The sequence below is a fragment of the Micromonospora sp. C28ISP2-4 genome, from assembly GCF_030519385.1.
Lineage (GTDB): Bacteria > Actinomycetota > Actinomycetes > Mycobacteriales > Micromonosporaceae > Micromonospora > Micromonospora tulbaghiae.
In genome coordinates this window covers 502,981-521,036 of sequence record NZ_JAUMKG010000005.1, presented here as the reverse complement: position 1 = coordinate 521,036, position 18,056 = coordinate 502,981, and the positions used below count along the sequence as shown (strand labels likewise).

20 protein-coding genes are annotated in these 18,056 nt (G+C 72.9%); 5 read left to right on the top strand and 15 right to left on the bottom strand.

Annotated features, from left to right (window positions below; genetic code table 11):
* Positions 1-5: 5 nt before the first annotated feature.
* The 4 genes from tatA to Q3W68_RS21310 all read right to left on the bottom strand — a co-directional run bounded on the left by tatA (position 6) and on the right by Q3W68_RS21310 (position 2,823).
* Positions 6-344: a Sec-independent protein translocase subunit TatA gene (gene tatA, locus Q3W68_RS21325; RefSeq protein ID WP_302907109.1), complete on the bottom strand. Its 339-nt coding sequence runs from the start codon at positions 342-344 to the stop codon at positions 6-8.
* A 217-nt stretch (positions 345-561) separates the two neighbouring features.
* Entirely contained in the window at positions 562-810 is a 249-nt protein-coding gene (locus Q3W68_RS21320; RefSeq protein ID WP_302907108.1) for a hypothetical protein, read from the bottom strand.
* Positions 811-820: 10 nt separating this feature from the next.
* Positions 821-1,828, bottom strand: coding sequence for a YafY family protein (locus Q3W68_RS21315; RefSeq protein WP_302907107.1), 1,008 nt, complete (start codon positions 1,826-1,828; stop codon positions 821-823).
* The gene (locus tag Q3W68_RS21310; protein WP_047893699.1) at positions 1,825-2,823 is read right to left on the bottom strand and encodes a YafY family protein; all 999 of its coding nucleotides are present in this window, start codon (positions 2,821-2,823) and stop codon (positions 1,825-1,827) included. The genes Q3W68_RS21315 and Q3W68_RS21310 overlap by 4 nt, the downstream gene beginning before the upstream one ends.
* A 104-nt stretch (positions 2,824-2,927) precedes the next feature.
* Here Q3W68_RS21310 and Q3W68_RS21305 point away from each other — a divergent pair, with 104 nt between their 5' ends.
* Entirely contained in the window at positions 2,928-3,920 is a 993-nt protein-coding gene (locus Q3W68_RS21305) for a cation diffusion facilitator family transporter (protein WP_302907106.1), read from the top strand.
* 44 nt (positions 3,921-3,964) lie between these two features.
* Positions 3,965-5,050, top strand: coding sequence for a DUF3866 family protein (locus Q3W68_RS21300; RefSeq protein WP_302907105.1), 1,086 nt, complete (start codon positions 3,965-3,967; stop codon positions 5,048-5,050).
* A gap of 12 nt (positions 5,051-5,062) precedes the next feature.
* Here the strand turns inward: Q3W68_RS21300 and Q3W68_RS21295 are convergent, their stop codons facing one another.
* The 8 genes from Q3W68_RS21295 to arc all read right to left on the bottom strand — a co-directional run bounded on the left by Q3W68_RS21295 (position 5,063) and on the right by arc (position 12,529).
* A complete protein-coding gene (locus Q3W68_RS21295) occupies positions 5,063-5,281 on the bottom strand; it encodes a hypothetical protein (protein WP_302907104.1) in 219 nt (72 codons plus the stop codon).
* Positions 5,282-5,340: 59 nt separating this feature from the next.
* Positions 5,341-6,699, bottom strand: coding sequence for a Pup--protein ligase (gene pafA / locus Q3W68_RS21290; RefSeq protein WP_013286109.1), 1,359 nt, complete (start codon positions 6,697-6,699; stop codon positions 5,341-5,343).
* Between the two features lie 146 nt (positions 6,700-6,845).
* On the bottom strand, positions 6,846-7,679 hold the full coding sequence (prcA, locus tag Q3W68_RS21285) for a proteasome subunit alpha (RefSeq protein ID WP_302907103.1): 834 nt from the start codon (positions 7,677-7,679) through the stop codon (positions 6,846-6,848).
* 54 nt (positions 7,680-7,733) lie between these two features.
* Positions 7,734-8,573, bottom strand: coding sequence for a proteasome subunit beta (gene prcB, locus Q3W68_RS21280; protein ID WP_302907102.1), 840 nt, complete (start codon positions 8,571-8,573; stop codon positions 7,734-7,736).
* A complete protein-coding gene (locus Q3W68_RS21275) occupies positions 8,492-8,674 on the bottom strand; it encodes an endonuclease VII domain-containing protein (RefSeq protein WP_225853395.1) in 183 nt (60 codons plus the stop codon). Before Q3W68_RS21275 ends, prcB begins: the two co-directional genes overlap by 82 nt.
* Before the next feature lie 76 nt (positions 8,675-8,750).
* Positions 8,751-8,957 carry a ubiquitin-like protein Pup gene (locus Q3W68_RS21270; protein WP_013286106.1) on the bottom strand — a complete coding sequence of 69 codons (207 nt, stop codon included), beginning with the start codon at positions 8,955-8,957 and terminating at the stop codon, positions 8,751-8,753.
* Positions 8,958-9,064: 107 nt separating this feature from the next.
* On the bottom strand, positions 9,065-10,582 hold the full coding sequence (gene dop, locus Q3W68_RS21265) for a depupylase/deamidase Dop (protein WP_368045756.1): 1,518 nt from the start codon (positions 10,580-10,582) through the stop codon (positions 9,065-9,067).
* 165 nt (positions 10,583-10,747) lie between these two features.
* Complete coding sequence (gene arc, locus Q3W68_RS21260) at positions 10,748-12,529, bottom strand: proteasome ATPase (RefSeq protein ID WP_174535578.1); 1,782 nt, start codon at positions 12,527-12,529, stop codon at positions 10,748-10,750.
* 177 nt (positions 12,530-12,706) lie between these two features.
* Here arc and Q3W68_RS21255 point away from each other — a divergent pair, with 177 nt between their 5' ends.
* A complete protein-coding gene (locus Q3W68_RS21255) occupies positions 12,707-13,000 on the top strand; it encodes a ferredoxin (protein WP_013286103.1) in 294 nt (97 codons plus the stop codon).
* Between the two features lie 87 nt (positions 13,001-13,087).
* Here Q3W68_RS21255 and Q3W68_RS21250 read toward each other — a convergent pair whose 3' ends face one another.
* From Q3W68_RS21250 to Q3W68_RS21240, 3 genes are all read right to left on the bottom strand, one after another.
* Positions 13,088-13,660, bottom strand: a complete 573-nt coding sequence (locus Q3W68_RS21250) for a hypothetical protein (RefSeq protein ID WP_120570080.1) — start codon at positions 13,658-13,660, stop codon at positions 13,088-13,090.
* Between the two features lie 175 nt (positions 13,661-13,835).
* Positions 13,836-14,780 carry a tRNA (adenine-N1)-methyltransferase gene (locus Q3W68_RS21245; RefSeq protein ID WP_121685616.1) on the bottom strand — a complete coding sequence of 315 codons (945 nt, stop codon included), beginning with the start codon at positions 14,778-14,780 and terminating at the stop codon, positions 13,836-13,838.
* Entirely contained in the window at positions 14,777-15,835 is a 1,059-nt protein-coding gene (locus Q3W68_RS21240; protein ID WP_302907161.1) for a M50 family metallopeptidase, read from the bottom strand. Before Q3W68_RS21240 ends, Q3W68_RS21245 begins: the two co-directional genes overlap by 4 nt.
* Before the next feature lie 230 nt (positions 15,836-16,065).
* Between Q3W68_RS21240 and Q3W68_RS21235 the strand changes: the two genes are divergently transcribed.
* The gene (locus Q3W68_RS21235) at positions 16,066-16,968 is read left to right on the top strand and encodes a PD-(D/E)XK nuclease family protein (protein ID WP_302907160.1); all 903 of its coding nucleotides are present in this window, start codon (positions 16,066-16,068) and stop codon (positions 16,966-16,968) included.
* A 291-nt stretch (positions 16,969-17,259) separates the two neighbouring features.
* Complete coding sequence (locus tag Q3W68_RS21230) at positions 17,260-17,943, top strand: response regulator transcription factor (RefSeq protein WP_302907101.1); 684 nt, start codon at positions 17,260-17,262, stop codon at positions 17,941-17,943.
* Positions 17,944-18,056: the final 113 nt, after the last annotated feature.

Genomic DNA, 18,056 nt, shown 5'->3' with positions numbered 1-18,056 from the left:
TCGGATCAGTTCTCGCGGACGCGCTGCACCGGGTCGACCGGCGGGGCCACGGGCTGCTGCGGCTGCGGCGCGTACGGCTGCTGCTGGGCGTACTGCTGCTGCCCCTGAACGTACGGCTGCCCCTGCACGGGCTGCTGCTGCGGCGTGAGCGGCTGGTAGCCGGCCTGGGCGTCGGCCTTCTCGGCGAGATCACGGTCGTCGTCGTGCAGGCTCTTGGTCTCGGCCTTGATGATCCGCAGCGAGCGGCCCAGCGAGCGGGCCGCGTCGGGGAGCCGCTTCGCGCCGAACAGCAGGATCAGCACGACCACGAGTACGGCGATGTGCCACGGCTTGAGGGCACCCATGGGAAGCTCCAGTCGCTCTGTGTCGGTGAGGGGTGGGTCGTCGCCCATCGTACGTGTGTCGCAGCGGCTTGCCACCCCCGCGGGCCTGCCGGTGCGGGCCCGATCGGTGAAGTTTCGACCAACCCGAAGTGTCCCGTCAACCGTCCAGGTCCGCGCGTTCCTGCGCGTAACCACCCGGGAACGCGCAGACGACGCTCACCGGGCCGACCGCCGTCGATCAGTCGCCGCGCTTGGCCTTGATCAACGCGATCCGCTCCTGCGCGAGCGCCGCCCGTTCCTGGAGCGACTCGGCCCGCGCCTGCAACTGCTCGGCGGCCGACTGCAGCGACTCGGCCTCGGCCGCCCGGCGCTGCAACGCCAGCGCGGACCGGCGCAGCCCGGGCAGGCGGCTCACCACCGGACGGATCGCCAGGGCCAGTACGACCAGCGCGAACACCACGACCCCGAGCACGATCCACGTCACCACGGCGGTCAGCCTATCGGGTGCCGCCGGCGGCTGCCGGGTCGGCGCTGCCGGCCGGGGTGGCGTACGCGTCGAGCGCCGCCACGGCCTGGGCGCGGACCTGCTCGGCCAGCTCGGCCGGGGCCACCACAGTCACCTCCGGGCCCAGCCCGAGCACGAACCGCCGGGCCCACCCGAGGTCGGTGACGCGCAGCGACACCAGCCACTGCTCGCCGTCGGCCTCGACCCGCTCGCACGGATAGTATTCGGTGATCCACCGCTCCCCCCGGCCGATCCGCAGCGTGATCAGCGGCAGGTCGGCCGACGGGCTGAACACGCCGTCGCTGAGATCGTGCGGGCGGGCCTGCGGCGGCACCACCGCCTGCTCCGGCAACTCGGTCACCGCGTCGATCCGGTCGGCCCGGAACAGCCGCACCCCCTCGGCGCGGCGGCACCACGCCTCCACGTACGCCCGGCCGCCGACCATCAGCATCCGCAGCGGGTCGATGGTGCGTTCGGTGGTCTCGTCCCGGGCCGGGGTGTAGTAGGTGATCCGCAGCGCCCGGCCGCGCTCCACGGCGGCGCGCAGCTCGCGTACCCGGGCGGAGTCGCCGGGCAGGCGGACCTCGACCGGCGCGCCGGCCAGGTCGCCGGCGGCGTTCTCGATCTTGGCGAGTGCCCGCTCGACCGCCTCCCGGTTGGCCACGCCCGGCGTCTCGGCGATCATCCGCAACGCCACCACCAGGGCCAGGGCCTCATCCGGGGTGAGCCGCAGCGGGCGGTCGATCCCGGCGTCGTAGGTAATCGTCACCCGGTCGCCGTCGAACGCCATGTCGATCAGGTCACCGGGGCCGTAGCCGGGCAGCCCGCACACCCAGAGCAGTTCCAGGTCCTCCCGGAGCTGCTTCTCGGTCACCCCGAGGTCGTGCGCCGCCTCGGCGATCTCGATGCCGGGTCGGGCCAGCAGGTAGGGCACCAGGTTGAGCAGCCGGGCCAGCCGGTCGGCGGAGGCACGGCCCGCGCGGGCCGCCGGCCGGGTCACCGGGCACCCCCGGTCACTGCCAGCTCGTCGTGCCGGGCCGCGACCTCCTTGAGCCGCTGGATGACCGCCTCCCGTACCTCCGGCGGCTCCAGCACGCGGACGTCCGGGCCGTACCCGACGATCTGGCCGGCCAGGTAGTCGGCGTCGGCGTACGGCAGCACCAGCCGGTCGCCGTCGGGGCCGGCCTGGCACTCGACCGCCCAGCGGCGCAGCCCGGCGGCGCGCCCCGGCGCGGCCAGCACCGTCGCGCGGCCGGTGCGTTCCACCGGCCCGGACCAGCGGGCCACGTGGCTGATCAGGTCGACCCCGGCGGGCGGCTCGTAGGCGCCCGGCTCGCCGGTCGCCCGGACCGTGCCGACCACCCGGGACAGCCGGAAGCAGCGGGTCGCCGCGCGGTCGAGGTCGTGGCCGACGACGTACCACCGGCCGCGCCAGCAGACCACGCCCCACGGCTGCACCCGGCGGCGGGTGGGCGCGTCCCGGTCCGGCACGCGGTAGTCGAAGCTGACCTCGCGCCGGTCCCGCGCGGCGGCGGTGAGCGGCGCGAACGCCGGGTCGACAGTCACCATCGGCTCCAGGCCCAGCGTGGCCTGCGGGTCGACGTCGATGCCGGCGGCGCGCAGCTTCGCCAGCCCGGACGACGCGGCGGCGGCCAGCCCGGCGTGCTGCCACAACCGGGCGGCGATGCCCACCGCGGCAGCCTCGTCCGGTTCGAGCGGGATGTCCGGCAACGCGTACGCGCGTGGCGCGATCCGGTAACCCGGCTCGGCGTCGAAGACGCTCGCCGTGCCGGTCTCCAGCGGCACGCCCAGCTCACGCAGCTCGGCCTTGTCGCGCTCGAACTTGCGCTGGAACGCCTCGTGGTCCTTGGCGTCGTCCGGGTCGTGCTCGTAGCCGGGCACGGTCGCGGCGATCTGCGCGGCGGTCAGGAAGCGTCGCGTCGACAGCAGGCAGATCACCAGGTTGACCAGGCGTTCGGTACGGGTCCGGGACACGCCCAAACGCTAGCAGCCCGCGCGTGCGGCGCGGGCACCCGCGCGGCGCGGCGCGGGGGTCTTCCCACCGGGCGGCGCGCACCGACCGGCCATAGGGTGATCGCATGGCGGAACCGGAGGTCAAGACCGAGAGCGTCGGCACAGTCGTGGTGGCCGGCGCGGCGAACCTCGCCATCGCCGTCGCGAAGCTGGTCGCGGGCCTCATCTCGGGCTCCGCGGCGATGCTGTCCGAGGCCGCCCACTCGCTCGCCGACACCACCACCGAGGTGCTGCTCTACCTGGCGCTGCGCCGCGGCGCGCGGCCCGCCGACACCCGGCACCCCTTCGGGTACGGCAAGGAGAGCTACGTCTGGGCGTTCCTCGCCGCGCTGTTCACCTTCGTCGCCGGGGCGGGCTTCGCCATCACGCACGGTGTCACCACCATCCTGGTGCACGAGCACAGCGGCGAGTACCTCGTCGCGTACGTGGTGCTGGCGGTCTCCTTCGCGATCGAGTCGGTGTCGCTGGCCCGGGCGGTACGGCAGGTGCGCGGCGAGTCGCGCCGCTGGGGCACCACCCCGCGCCGCTACCTGCGCCTGACCGCCGACACCACGGTCAAGGCGGTGTTCCTGGAGGACAGCGCCGCGCTGATCGGCCTGCTGATCGCCGCCGGCGGGCTCACCCTGTCGCACCTGACCGGCGACGAGCTGTACGACGGGATCGCCTCGATCCTCATCGGCGTCCTGCTGCTGGTGGTCGCCGCCGTGCTGGCGCGCAGCAACATCTCGCTGCTGGTCGGCCGTTCCGTCTCCGACCGGCTGCACCGGCGCATCGAGCGGGAACTGGCGGACGTGCCGACGGTGGACCGGATCGACACGCTGATGACCATGTTCCTCGGCCCCGACGACATCCTCGTCGCCGCCAAGGTGGACTTCCGCGACGACGCCACCGGCGCCGACATCGAGGCCGCAGCCGACGAGGCCGAACGCCGGCTCACCGGGCACTTCCCGGAGATCGCCTACGTCTTCCTCGACCCCACCCGGTCCCGTTCGGGCGGCCGGTCCGCCCGCACCACCCAGGACGAGGCGGGCCGCCCGGTCGACGACCGGAACCCCTGACCCGCCCGGGGGCCGCCCCGGCCGCGGCCGATACCGTGCACCGCATGGTGCGATGGCGGTCCGGCACGGTCACGGCGGTACGGCGACGGTGGGCCGGCGCTGTCGAACTCGACGTCGACCTGCCCGACGGCGCCCGGATGCGCGCCCTGGCCTACCCGACCCTGGTCGGCGAGCCGGAGCCCGGCGACCGGGTGCTGCTCAACGCCGGCGCGCTGCTGATGGGCCTCGGCACCGGCGGGTACGCGCTGGTCGTGGCGCTGCCCGACCGGCTGCCGCCGGACCCGCCGCAGGCCGGTGACAGCCGCGACGCCGGGCACCTGGTCAAGGCCCGCTACACGCCGCTGCAACCGATCCTGCTCGGCGTGGACGAGGAGGCGTCGCCGCACCACGACCGGCTGGCCGCCGCCGATTCGGTCGACGGCATGCCGGTGGTCACCGCCGACCTGCACTCCGCGCTGCCCGCGATCCTGGCCGGCGTACGCGCCGACGCGCCCGGCGCCCGGGTGGCGTACGTGCTGACCGACGGCGGGGCGCTGCCGGCCTGGTTCTCCCGCACGCTGGCCGGGCTGTCCGGGCACCTCGTGGGCACGGTGAGCGTGGGCCAGGCGTTCGGTGGCGACCTGGAGGCGAGCACGCTGCACAGCGGTCTGCTCGCCGCGCGGCACGTGCTCGACGCGGACCTGACGATCGTCGCCCAGGGGCCGGGCAACCTCGGCACCGGCACCCGCTGGGGTTTCTCCGGCGTGGCGGTCGGCGAGGCGGTGAACGCGGTCGCCACCCTGGGCGGGCGCCCGGTCGGGTCGCTGCGCATCTCCGACGCCGACGCCCGGCCCCGGCACCGTGGCGTCTCCCATCACAGCCTGACCGCGTACGGCCGGGTGGCGCTGGCCCCCGCGGAGCTGGTCGTGCCGGACGGCCTGCCCCCCGGCCTGGCGGCGGAGGTCGCCGCGGCGCTCGCGCCGCTGGCCGACCGGCACACGATCGTCACGGTGCCCGCCGACGGCCTCGACGCGGCGCTGCGGGCCGCCCCGGTCGGCCTGTCCACGATGGGCCGGGGCCTGGACGCCGACCACGCGTACTTCCTGGCCGCGGCTGCCGCGGGCCGGCACGCGGCCCGCCTGCTGGGTTGATCGGCGCGGCGCTCAGCCGAGGAACAGGATCAACGCCAGCCAGGCGCCCACGATCAGCACCAGCGCCACCGCCAGCACCCACGTCGGCACCGTGTAGTCGCCGCGCCTGTTGCGTTCGATCTCGGCGCGGATCTTCTCCCGCCGGCGGTCGATCCAGTTGAGCTTCTCGGTGCCGTCGCGGTCCGAGGACGTCTCGCGGCCGGACCCACCGGCGGATTCGGAAGTGTTCATCGCGACGCCAGCGTACCCGTGGACGGGCGGCCGGGGCCGGGCACCGGCCGCCGCCACGGTCACATGCTGGCGATCAGCCGTTCCACCCGCTCGTCGTAGGCCCGGAACGGGTCCTTGCACAGCACCGTGCGCTGCGCCTGGTCGTTCAGCTTCAGGTGCACCCAGTCCACGGTGAAGTCACGCCGCTTCTCCTGGGCGTGGCGGATGAACTCGCCGCGCAGCCGCGCCCGGGTCGTCTGCGGCGGCGTCTCCTTCGCCTCGAAGATCTCCGGGTCGGTCGCCACCCGGTCGACCTCGCGGCGGCGCTCCAGCAGCCCGTACAGGCCGCGCCCGCGCCGCAGATCGTGGTAGGCCAGGTCCATCTGCGCCACCCGCGGGTGCGACAGCGGCAGGTCGTGCTTGCGCTGGTAGCGCTCGATCAGCTTCAGCTTGGTGACCCAGTCGATCTCGCGGGCCACCGGGTCCAGGTCGCCGGTCTCGACCGCGCGCAGCACCCGGCCCCACAGGTCGACCACCCGCTTCGCGGTCTGGTCGCCGCCCCGGCGCTCCACGAACTCCGTGGCCTTGGCCAGGTATTCCTGCTGGATCTCCAGCGCCGAGACCTCCTTGCCGGAGGCCAGCCGCACCTTGCGCCGGCCGGTGATGTCGTGCGACACCTCGCGGATCGCCCGGATCGGGTTCTCCAGCGTCAGGTCGCGCATCACCACGCCGGCCTCGATCATCCGCAGCACGATGTCGGCGGTGCCGACCTTCAGCAGCGTGGTGACCTCGTTCATGTTCGAGTCGCCGACGATCACGTGCAGCCGGCGGTAGCGCTCGGCGTCCGCGTGCGGCTCGTCCCGCGTGTTGATGATCGGCCGGCTGCGGGTGGTCGCCGAGGAGACGCCCTCCCAGATGTGCTCGGCCCGCTGGGACAGGCAGTAGACAGCGCCGCGCGGCGTCTGCAGCACCTTGCCCGCGCCGCAGATCAGCTGCCGGGTGACCAGGAACGGGATGAGCACGTCGGCGAGCCGGCCGAACTCACCGTGCCGGGACACCAGGTAGTTCTCGTGACAGCCGTACGAGTTGCCGGCCGAGTCGGTGTTGTTCTTGAACAGGTAGATCTCGCCCGCGATGCCCTCGTCGTGCAGCCGCTTCTCGGCGTCGACGAGCAGCCCCTCCAGGATCCGCTCACCGGCCCGGTCGTGTGCCACCAGGTCGGTCACCGAGTCGCACTCCGGGGTCGCGTACTCCGGGTGCGAGCCCACGTCCAGATAGAGGCGGGCGCCGTTGCGCAGGAACACGTTGCTCGACCGGCCCCACGACACCACCCGCCGGAACAGGTACCGCGCGACCTCGTCGGGGGACAGTCGGCGTTGCCCGCGATAGGTGCAGGTGACGCCGTACTCGGTTTCGAGGCCGAAGATTCGCCGCTCCATGATGAGACACTAGCCGCCCGGAGCCTCCGATGGGCAGCGCCGACGCTCGCCGCTTGCGATCTCCCCCACCGGATCGGGGAGGTGGCGGGCTCCGTACGCGAAAGACCCCGCCACCTCGGCGAGGCGGCGGGGTCCGTGAACGCGCGTCACTCGGCGGGCTTGTCCTCCGCGTTGCCCTCCAGATCGGCCGAACCCGCCGACGTGGTCGGCTTCTTCGCCTCCTCCGTCGGCACTGTCGGCGTCTTCGCCCGGCCCGGCGCCGGGGGAACGTCCCCCTCCGCCTCGCCGTCCAGCAGCGCGGTCAGCGCCGCGCCGGTCACCCGCCGGAACGTACGCCCCACCCGGCGCCGGTCCAGGACCGCCACCTCCAGCTGGTTCGCGGCGATGGTGCGGGCCGCCCCGCCCTCGCCGCCGACGCTGCTCAGCGCCTTCATGGCGGCGCGGACCGCCTCCGACAGGGACATCTCCGGCCGGTGCTCGTTCTTCAGCACCCCGGTGATCGCCTCGGCCTGGCCGCCCATCGCCATCCGGCCCGGCTCGTCGTTCACCGAGCCGTCGTAGGTCACCCGGTAGAGGGAGTCGTCCTCGGCCGTGGCGCCCACCTCGGCCACGCAGATCTCCACCTCGAACGGCTTCGACTGCTCCGTGAAGATCGCGCCGAGCGTCTGCGCGTACGCGTTTGCGAGCGCCAGACCGGTCACGTCCCGCCGGTCGTAGCTGAGCCCGTTGAGGTCGGCCATCCGCACACCCGCGCGGCGCAGGTTCTCGAACTCGTTGTACCGGCCGACTGCGGCGAAGCCGATCCGGTCGTAGATCTCGCTGACCTTGTGCAGCGTGCTGGACAGGTTCTCGGCGACGAAGAGCACCCCGCCCGCGTAGCTCAGGACCACCGCGCTGCGGCCCCGGGCGATGCCCTTGCGGGCCAGCTCGGAGCGGTCGCGCATGATCTGCTCGGGCGAGGCGTAGAACTGCATGGCCACGGCGGCGGTTCTCCTTCTGCGGGGCTGCTGACTCGGTGGACGGTGGGAGGGGCCTCAGCCGCCGGGGTTCTCCATCCGGCCGGACACCACGCTCTCCGCGATCGCCGCCGTCTCGGCGTCGGTGAGCCGGTGGGTGCCCTCGGCGGTGGCGGTCATCACGACCGGGTAGATCCGCCGGGTCAGGTCGGGGCCGCCGGTGGCGGTGTCGTCGTCCGCCGCGTCGTAGAGCGCCTCGACCGCCAGCCGCGTCGCGTCCTCGACCGACAGGCCGGCCCGGAACCGCTTCTTCAGCGCGGACTTGGCGAACAGCGAACCGGAGCCGATGGCGTCGTAGCCGGTCTCCTCGTACGGGCCGCCGGTCACGTCGAAGCTGAAGATCCGCCCGGCCCGCGCCGGGTCGCTCGCGGCCAGGTCGAAGCCGGCGAACAGCGGGATCACCGCGAGGCCCTGCATGGCCGCGCCCAGGTTGCCGCGGATCATCGAGGCCAGCCGGTTGGCCTTGCCGTCGAGCGAGAGCATCGCGCCCTCGATCTTCTCGTAGTGCTCCAGCTCCACCTGGAACAGTCGCATCAGCTCGATGCCGATGCCGGCCGTGCCCGCGATGCCGACCAGCGAGTACGCGTCGGCCGGGTGCACCTTCTCGATGTCGCGCTGGGCGATCAGGTTGCCCATCGTGGCGCGCCGGTCGCCGGCCATGACCACGCCACCGGCGGCCGCGATGGCCACGATCGTGGTCGCGTGCGGCGCCATGTCGGCGGCCATGCCGGGCGGCAGCGGCCGACGGCCGGGCAGCATCTCGGGGGCCACCTTGCTCAGGAACGCTGTGAAGGAGGACGTCCCCGCGTTGGTGAACACATCTGGAAGACGCCCGGATGGATCAAAACCCGCTGCCACGTGGTTCCTCTCAGGTACGTGATCGCCCCGGCCGGCCCCACGGGAGTGTCCCGGGACCGGCCAAGACCACCGTTGCAGTTGAAGCAGATTATCCCGCGCACCCGTGCGGTGCGATCATCGTGGTGCCGGCGGTTGACGGCCTACCCTTCGCCCTACCGGACGAAACGGACATATGCTCTACTGGCCGCCCTTTTGTACATATCCCCGGACGAACTCCTCGGCGTTCTCCTCCAGGACGGAGTCGATCTCGTCGAGCAGATCATCCACGTCCTCGGTGATCTCGGCGTGCCGCTCGGCCACCTCGGGGTTCGCCTCCGCGGTGACCTCCTCGACCTCCTCGCGGGACTTGCCGGACTGGGTCTGCCCACCCTCTTGCGTCGCCATGGTGGTGCCTCCTCCACGATCGCCTGCGATCAACTTACCTCGCGGGAGCGACGAAAGGCCCGTCGCGTGCCCGTTTCCGGCACCCGGCGGGCCTTCCGGCATCGGGGTCACCCGCCGGTGAGCGTCTCCAGCAGATCCTTGGCGCTCTCGCACCGGTCGAACAGCTCGCCCACGTGCGCGCGGGTGCCCCGCTCGGGCTCCATCATCGGCACCCGGACCAGCGACTCCCGGCCCACGTCGAAGATGACCGAGTCCCAGCTCGCGGCGACCACCTCGGAGGCGTACCGGTCCAGGCAGCGGCCCCGGAAGTAGGCCCGGGTGTCCTCCGGCGGCTCGGTCATCGCGGTGCGGGTCTGCTCGTCGGTGAGCAGCGTCTTCATCGAGCCGCGCTGCACCAGCCGGTGGTAGAGGCCCTTCTCCGGCCGCACGTCGGAGTACTGGAGGTCGACCAGTTGCAGCTTGTGCGAGCCCCAGGCCAGCTTCTCCCGCTCCCGGTAGCCCTCCAGCAGCCGCAGCTTGGCCACCCAGTCCAGTTCGTCGGCGCACTCGAACGCGTCCCGGCCGAGCCGGTCCAGCACGCTCTCCCAGCGGCGCAGCACGTCGGCGGTCTGCGGGTCCACGTCCTTGCCGTAGCGGTCGTCCACGAAGGAGCCGACCCGCTCCAGGTACGCCCACTGCACGTCCAGCGCGGTCAGCCTACGGCCGTCGCGCATCCGCATCAGGTGCTTGAGCGACGGGTCGTGGCTGACCGCGCGCAGCTCGGCCACCGGGTCGGCGATGCCCAGGTCCGCGCCGAGCGCCTTCTCCTCGATCATGGCGAGGATCAGCGAGGTGGTGCCGACCTTGAGGAACGTGGAGATCTCGGAGAGGTTGGCGTCGCCGATGATGACGTGCAGCCGGCGGTACTTGTCGGCGTCGGCGTGCGGCTCGTCGCGGGTGTTGATGATGGGCCGCTTGAGCGTCGTCTCCAGTCCCACCTCGACCTCGAAGAAGTCGGCCCGCTGGGAGATCTGGAAACCGGCCTGGCCGCCGTCCTGGCCGATGCCGACCCGCCCGGCGCCGCAGACGATCTGCCGCGTGACGAAGAACGGCGTCAGGTACGCCACGATGTCGGCGAACGGCGTCTGCCGGCGCATCAGGTAGTTCTCGTGCGCGCCGTAGCTGGCGCCCTTGTTGTCGGTGTTGTTCTTGTACAGGTGGATCGGGTGGGTGCCCGGGATGGTCGCGGCCCGCCGGGCCGCCTCGGCCATCACCCGCTCCCCCGCCTTGTCCCACCGCACCACGTCCAGCGGGTTGGTCACCTCGGGCGTGGAGTACTCCGGGTGCGCGTGGTCGACGTAGAGGCGGGCACCGTTCGTGAGTATGACGTTTGCCAGCCCGAGGTCCTCGTCGGCGAGCGCCTCGGCCGGGTCGTACGCGGCCCCGGAGTAGGTGAACCCGCGGGCGTCGCGCAGTGGCGACTCCTCCTCGTAGTCCCAGCGGGCCCGGCCGCCCCGGTTGAGTTCCGGCCGCGCCCCGTAGGCGTTCACCACCTGGGAGGAGGTGACCATCGGGTTGGCTCCGGCCTGACCGGGCACGGAGATGCCGTACTCGACCTCGGTGCCCATGATCCGTCTAACGCTCATCGACCTGCCCGCTCCGCTCGCCGTCCCGGTCCCCGTCACGTCGAGCGTAGTCGGCGTGACGCGCCGAGGGGGCGTGGCGGCAGCGCCGGTCCGGTGTGGCGGCCCACCCGGGTACGCGCGAAGGCCCGCGGCGCGTACGCCACGGGCCTTCGTCGAGCGGTCGGACTACAGGTATTGGCCGGTGTTGCTGGCGGTCTCGATGGACCGTCCGGCCTCGGCGCCCTTGCCGCCGGAGACGAGCGTGCGGATGTAGACGATCCGCTCGCCCTTCTTGCCGGAGATGCGGGCCCAGTCGTCGGGATTGGTGGTGTTGGGCAGGTCCTCGTTCTCGCGGAACTCGTCGACGCAGGCGTCGAGCAGGTGCTGCAGCCGCAGCCCCTTGCGGCCGGAGGTGAGGAACTCCTTGATGGCCATCTTCTTGCCCCGGTCGACGATGTTCTGGATCATCGCGCCGGAGTTGAAGTCCTTGAAGTAGAGGACTTCCTTGTCGCCGTTGGCGTAGGTGACCTCGAGGAAGCGGTTCTCCTCGGTCTCGGAGTACATCCGCAGGACCACCGCGTCGATCATCGCCGCGACTGTGGCCTGGGCGTCGCCGCCGTGTTCGGCCAGGTCGTCGGCGTGCAGCGGCAGGCCGGCGAGGATGTACTTGGAGAAGATGTCCTTCGCCGCCTCGGCGTCCGGCCGCTCGATCTTGATCTTCACGTCGAGCCGGCCGGGGCGCAGGATCGCCGGGTCGATCATGTCTTCCCGGTTGGAGGCGCCGATGACGATGACGTTCTCCAGGCCCTCGACGCCGTCGATCTCGCTGAGCAGCTGCGGGACGATGGTGTTCTCCACGTCGGAGGAGACGCCGGAGCCACGGGTGCGGAACACCGAGTCCATCTCGTCGAAGAACACGATCACCGGCGTGCCCTCGCCGGCCTTCTCCCGCGCCCGCTGGAAGATCAGCCGGATGTGCCGCTCGGTCTCGCCGACGTACTTGTTCAGCAGCTCGGGGCCCTTGATGTTGAGGAAGAAGCTGGTGTGCCGCTCCTTGCCCTCCCGCTCGGCGATCTTCTTGGCCAGCGAGTTCGCCACCGCCTTGGCGATCAGCGTCTTGCCGCAGCCGGGCGGGCCGTAGAGCAGGATGCCCTTCGGCGGCCGGAGCTGGTGCTCGCGGAACAGGTCGGAGTGCAGGAACGGCAGCTCCACCGCGTCGCGGATCTGCTCGATCTGCGCCTGGAGGCCACCGATGTCCTCGTAGTTGACGTCGGGCACCTCCTCCAGGACCAGTTCCTCGACCTCGCTCTTCGGGATCCGCTCGTACGCGTACGCCGAGCGGGGCTCGATCATGAGCGAGTCGCCGGCCCGGATCGCGCTGCCGATCAGGGTCTCGGCGAGGTGCACGATCCGCTCCTCGTCGGAGTGCGAGACCACGAGCGCCCGGTCACCCGGAGCGCCGTCGGGGCCCGCCAGGATCTCCTTGAGCATCACCACCTCGCCGACCCGCTCGTAGCCGAACGCGTCGACGATGTTGAGCGCGTCGTTGAGCAGGACCTCCTGGCCACGGCGCAGCTCGTCGACCTCCAGCGAGGGCGAGACGGCCACCCGGAGCTTGCGCCCGCCGGTGAACACGTCCACCGTGCCGTCGTCGTGCTTGGCCAGGAAGACGCCGTAGCCACTCGGTGGCTGGGCGAGCCGGTCGATCTCCTCCTTGAGCGTCACGATCTGCGCGCGAGCCTCCTTGAGGGTGCTCACGAGCCGTTCGTTGTTCTCGGTCAGCCGCGCCAACTGGGCCTGGGTGGCCGCCAGCCGCTCTTCGAGCTGCCGGACGTGTCGGGGGCTTTCGGTCAACTTGCGCCGCACCAGAGCGAGTTCCTCTTGCAGGAACGCGACCTGCGTGGAGAGATCGTGGGCTTCCTTTTCCCACCGTGCGGCGCGCGAGTCCGCGTCGTCGCTGCGTGCCACGTCCCACCTCCCCGGGGGGCTTGAACGTTCTGACCTAACACTAGCCGCTATGAGCCCGATTCGGTCCACAGCAACGCGCTCGTCACCGAAGCTTGATCGCGAAGGGCTGGTCGCGGGGCGGGTACGGGCGTTCGGGTACCGTCGGAGTGTGGGACGGGAGAACATGGGGGGTGCTTCGTGACCGACGTCGCGACCGACCAGTTGCAGGTCTGGGTGGATCAGGATCTCTGCACCGGTGACGGGCTCTGCGTGCAGTACGCGCCGGAGGTCTTCGAGTTCGACGTCGACGGCCTGGCGTACGTCAAGGGCCCGGACGGCGAGCTGCGGCAGGCCCCCGGCGCCCGGGTGGACGTGCCGGAGCACCTGCGCCTCGAGGTGATCGACTCGGCGAAGGAGTGCCCGGGCGAGTGCATCCACGTGGTGCGCGGCAGCGACGGCGTCGAGGTGGCCGGCCCGGAGGCCGAGGACTGAGCGGAGACGGACACGACGGGCCGGGGACACACGTCCCCGGCCCGTCGCGCGTCCGCCGCAGAGCAGCGCCGGTCAGAGCAGCGCCGGTCAGAGCAGGGGCCGGCCGACGACCGAGGCGACCAGCCGGGCGAACTCCTCCAGCCGGGCGATCTGCCCCGCCCCGCCGTCGTCGAGGGTCTTGCCGAAGCGCAGCGCGTCGTGCCTTGGCGCGCCGACCGCCTCGTCGCTGGGCGGCGCCTCGTCCAGCGAGCTGAGCAGCAGGTACACGTCGATGCTGTCGACGCGCACGGTGCCGTTGTCGGCGCGCATGAGCCGCCGCCGGCAGCCGACCTCGGTGACGGTGGACAGCGGCACCACCCGCAGCGACGAGGTCATCGCGCCGGGCGGCCCCTCCCCCGGCGGCACGTCCTCGCCGTGCCAGAGCACCAGCCGGCTGCCGTCGCAGACGACGACCTCCTGCCACACCCCGTTCACCTCGTTGACGAAGCGCTCCAGCGTGAAGCCGAGCACCGACGCGCCGCGCAGCACGCCGTCGAGCGCCTCCAGCGCGATGTCCGGGTCGCGCAGGTACGCCCGGGCGGCCGACTCCAGGTCGGTGTAGGGCGACCAGTCCGGGAAGACGGCGGGCAGGTCGCCGTTGCCGTAGCCGGGATTGCTCACGCCGCCTCCCGCCGAACGGCGCCGCGGCGCCGCCATCGGTTTCGGTCACCGGCACGGGCGCGCCGCCCGACGCGCGCCCCGATCCGCTCGCTCATGCCACCGTCTCCACCCGCTCAGGTGTCGTCCCCACCGGCACACATGATCCGCCCGTGCGCGCGCGAGTGCGCGGCGGGGGTCAGGACTGCTCCGGCTCCTCCGCCGCGCGGGCCGCGGCGGCGGCGCGCAGGGCGTCGCGGCGCTGCGCGTACGCCTCGGCGCCCTTGCTGGGCTTGCGCCGGCGCGGCGGCGCGGTGACGCCGGGGGCGAGCTTGCGCGCGGAGACCAGGAACGCGGTGTGGGCGATCATCCGGTGGTCCGGGCGGACCGCGAGCCCTTCGGCGTGCCAGTCGCGCACCAGCGACTCCCAGGCGCGCGGCTCGGTCCAGCCGCCGCGCTCGCGCAGTGCCTCGACCAGCTCGGACAGCTGCGGGGTGGTGGCCACGTAGCCGATCAGCACGCCGCCGGGCACGAGCGCCCGCTCGACCATGTCGAGCATCTCCCAGGGGGTGAGCATGTCGAGGATGATCCGGTCGAATCCGGTCTCGGCGCAGTCGGCGACGTCGCCGACGTGCAGGTTCCAGGCCGGGTGCGGGCCGTTGAAGAACGCCTCGACGTTGCGGCGGGCGATCTGGGCGAAGTCGTCGCGCAGCTCGAACGAGTGCAGCTCGCCCTCGGTGCCGACGGCCCGCAGCAGCGAGCAGGACAGCGCGCCGGACCCGGCGCCGGCCTCCAGCACCTTGGCACCGGGGAAGATGTCGCCCATGGCGACGATCTGCGCCGAGTCCTTCGGGTAGATCACCTGGGCGCCGCGCGGCATGGACAGCACGTAGTCCGACAGCAGCGGACGCAGCGCCAGGAACGCGGTGCCGCCGCCGGCGGTGGTGACCACGCTGCCGTCGGGCAGGCCGATCAGGGTGTCGTGCTTGAGGATCCCGCGGTGGGTGTGGAACTCCTTGCCCGGCTCCAGCGTCACTGTGTGCATCCGGCCCTTCGGGTCGGTCAGCTGGACCCGGTCGCCCGGCCGGAACGGCCCGCGATGGACCGGGGGCAACGCCGGGACGGTGGAGATCTCTGCGGTCACGTGTTCGTCTTCCGTTCGGGTTCCAGGAGCTGGGCGAGATCCGCGATGTGCAGCACGCCGACCACATCTTCGCCTGCCGTCACGACGTACTGCGCGCCCGGGTGGGTGCGCACCGTCTCCAGCACGCGCTCGCCGTCCGCGCCGACCGGCAGGGCCGGCACGGCGGACAGGTCGCGGGCCACCTCGTCCACCGCGACCCACGGCCTGCGTTCCGGGGGTACGGCGGCGACGCGGGCCGGGTCGACCACTGCGACGGTACGGCCGGCCGAGTCGACCACGCCGAGCGCCGCCTCGGGGGTGCCCGACTCGTCGCGGCGGCGCTGGGCCTCGGCCAGCGGTGTGCCGGCCGGCACCGGCAGCACCGCGCGGGCCAGCCGGGCCAGGTCGACCAGGTGCAGCCGGCGGCCGATGCGGGCCATCCGGATCGACTGGCCGGCGCCGCGCCACAGCGTCAGCGCGACGAGCAGCAGCAGCGGCAGTGCGAGCGGGGCGAGCGCCCGGCGCATGGTGAGCGCCACGACAAGCGCCAGCGTGCCCAGCGCGACCGCCCGGCCCACCCAGCCGGCCACCTCGGTGCCGCGGTGCCGGTCGCGGGTGAGCGCCCACACCGCGGCGCGCAGCGCCCGGCCGCCGTCCAGCGGCAGGCCGGGCAGGCTGTTGAAGATCGCCACCACCACGTTGCTGACCGCGAGCTGGAAGGCGAGCTGGTGGCCGAGCGTGCCGGCGGGCAGGGCGAGGGTGGCGGCGACCGCACCGGCGCCGAGCACGGCGGAGACGGCCGGGCCGGCCAGGGAGATCAGCAGCTCGACGCGAGGGCTGGGGGCGTCGCGGTCCATCTCGGTGTATCCGCCGAGCAGTTCCAGCGTGATCCCCCGCACACCGATGCCGTACCGGCGGGCGGTCAGCGCGTGCCCCAGCTCGTGCAGCAGCACGGAGCCGAGCAGCGAGACCACGAAGCCGAGGCCGACCAGGTAGCCGCCGAGCGGGCCGAGGTCGAGCTGGCGGCGGGCCAGCGCCGCGTACAGCACGGTGACCACGACGGTGAGCAGCAGCATCGAGGCGTCGGCGCGCAGCGGCACCCCGAGGACCCGGCCGAGGCTGAGCCCCGGCCGGCGGGGTCCTCGGCTCCGCTGCTGCACCGGCCCGATGCTACGTGAGCTGAGCTTCGGCGAGCCCCGCAGCCGTGGACGGCCTCAGGGCGCCGCGATCCCGATCATGCTCCGGTGCGGCGGCGACGGCCCTGTCACACGCGTGCCCTAACCTTCCGGACATGACGGCGGAACCGATGATCGACAGTCACGGCGACCAGGCGGCGGCACCGGCGCCGGTCACCGTGCGGGCCTCGTTGTCGCCGTCGCGGGCGGCCGACTTCAAGACCTGCCCGCTGCTCTACCGGTTCCGCAGCATCGACCGGCTGCCCGAGCGGCCGACCGTCGAGCAGGCCCGGGGCACGCTCGTGCACGCCGTGCTGGAGCGGCTGTTCGACCTGCCGGCGGCCGCGCGCACCCCGGAGTCGGCCGGTGACCTGGTCGCCCCGCAGTGGGACCGGCTGGTCACCGAGGAGCCGGAGCTGGCCACGCTGTTCGCCGACGGCGACGCCGTCGGACCGCAGGAGTTCCTCCGGTCGGCGACGGCGCTGCTGGACGGCTACTTCGCGGTGGAGGATCCGCGCCGGCTGGAGCCGGCCGAGCGCGAGGCGCTGATCTCCGCGGTGGTGGACGACGAGCTGCTCATCCGGGGCTACCTCGACCGGCTCGACGTCGCGCCGGACGGCGCGCTGCGGGTGGTCGACTACAAGACCGGCGGGGCGCCGCGCGAGGCGTTCGAGGCGCGGGCACTGTTCCAGCTCAAGTTCTACGCCCTGGTGCTGTGGCGCACCCGGGGCGTGGTGCCGCGCGTGCTGCGTCTGCTCTACCTCAAGGACGCCGAGGTCTGCGACTACGCGCCGGACGCCGACGAGCTGGTGCGCTTCGAGCGCACTGTGGTGGCGCTGTGGCGGGCGATCGAGCAGGCCACCGTCCGGCAGGATTTCCGTCCCCGGCCGAGCCGCCTGTGCGACTGGTGCAACCACCAGGCGCTGTGCCCGAGCTACGGCGGGACGCCGCCGCCGTTCCCGACGTCCGCCGCCGCGCCCGACCCGCTCGTGGACGCCCGCTCCCGCCCGGCTCCTCCCGGCGCCGACGAGTAACCCCCACCCGCCCCTGACCCCGAGCAACGCACCCCGGATGCGTTGATCATGAAGTTGACTGTCTCGGGAAGCGCTTTCCCGCCGGCCAACTTCATGATCACCGGGCGATGAGGCAACCGGGGCGGGGCGAGGGCGAGGCGGGGTGCGGCCATCCTGCGGGAACGGAGTGACCTGATCGGGGTGCGGGCGGCCGCTGCCCTCTACCGTGGGTGCGGCCGGCCGGTCCCGTGCCGGGTGGGCGCGGCGTGCCGGTGCCCGGCCGGACCGCCGCCCGGACGACGAGGGGGACGCATGACCGAGGGCGCCGTGTCCCGGCCGGTGCGGGTCCTGCTCGCCGACGACCAGCCGCTGCTGCGTACCGGATTCCGGATGGTGCTCGGCGCGGAGGACGACCTCGACGTGGTGGGTGAGGCCGGCGACGGCGCGGAGGCGGTGGAGCTGTCCCGCCGGCTGCTGCCCGACGTGGTGCTGATGGACATCCGGATGCCGCGCCTGGACGGGGTGGCCGCCACCCGGGCGATCGTGTCGGCCCGGCTGCCGGTACGCGTGCTCGTGCTCACCACGTTCGCGCAGGAGGAACACGTCGTCGGGGCGCTGCGCGCCGGGGCGAGCGGCTTCCTCACCAAGGACGTGCCGGCCGAGGACCTCGTCGCCGCGATCCGCACGGTGGCCGCCGGAGGCGCGGTCATGTCCCCGCGCGTCCTGCGCCGGCTGCTGGACCGATTCGCCCAGGTGCTGCCGGACCCGGCCACCGCGCCCGCGCGGGCGTTGGAGCCGCTGACCGACCGGGAGCGCGAGGTGCTCACCCACATGGCGCGCGGACTGTCCAACGCGGAGATCGCCCGGGCGCTGTCGGTCAGCGAGACCACCGTGAAAACCCATGTCGGGCACATGCTCACGAAGCTACGGTTGCGCGACCGGGTGCAGGCGGTCGTGCTCGCGTACGAGACGGGCCTGGTCCGTCCCGGCGGCTGAGATTGCGCGGGTCACCTACCGTGACCAGCGGTGGGGCTGAATTGTTGACCATCACGCCGGGTGATGCGGTGACGTGGGCGTCGCCCGCCGGTCAGGGGTCACCCTGAGCCCGG

What these genes read in the sequence shown, in the direction of transcription:
- Q3W68_RS21300 (WP_302907105.1), top strand. Translation starts at nt 3,965, where the DNA reads ATGGTGCGATGGCGGTCCGGCACGGTCACGGCGGTACGGCGACGGTGG.
- tatA (WP_302907109.1), bottom strand. Translation starts at nt 344, where the DNA reads ATGGGTGCCCTCAAGCCGTGGCACATCGCCGTACTCGTGGTCGTGCTG.
- Q3W68_RS21295 (WP_302907104.1), bottom strand. Translation starts at nt 5,281, where the DNA reads ATGAACACTTCCGAATCCGCCGGTGGGTCCGGCCGCGAGACGTCCTCG.
- dop (WP_368045756.1), bottom strand. Translation starts at nt 10,582, where the DNA reads ATGAGCGTTAGACGGATCATGGGCACCGAGGTCGAGTACGGCATCTCC.
- Q3W68_RS21235 (WP_302907160.1), top strand. Translation starts at nt 16,066, where the DNA reads ATGATCGACAGTCACGGCGACCAGGCGGCGGCACCGGCGCCGGTCACC.
- Q3W68_RS21240 (WP_302907161.1), bottom strand. Translation starts at nt 15,835, where the DNA reads ATGCTGCTGCTCACCGTCGTGGTCACCGTGCTGTACGCGGCGCTGGCC.
- pafA (WP_013286109.1), bottom strand. Translation starts at nt 6,699, where the DNA reads ATGGAGCGGCGAATCTTCGGCCTCGAAACCGAGTACGGCGTCACCTGC.
- Q3W68_RS21305 (WP_302907106.1), top strand. Translation starts at nt 2,928, where the DNA reads ATGGCGGAACCGGAGGTCAAGACCGAGAGCGTCGGCACAGTCGTGGTG.
- Q3W68_RS21230 (WP_302907101.1), top strand. Translation starts at nt 17,260, where the DNA reads ATGACCGAGGGCGCCGTGTCCCGGCCGGTGCGGGTCCTGCTCGCCGAC.
- Q3W68_RS21270 (WP_013286106.1), bottom strand. Translation starts at nt 8,957, where the DNA reads ATGGCGACGCAAGAGGGTGGGCAGACCCAGTCCGGCAAGTCCCGCGAG.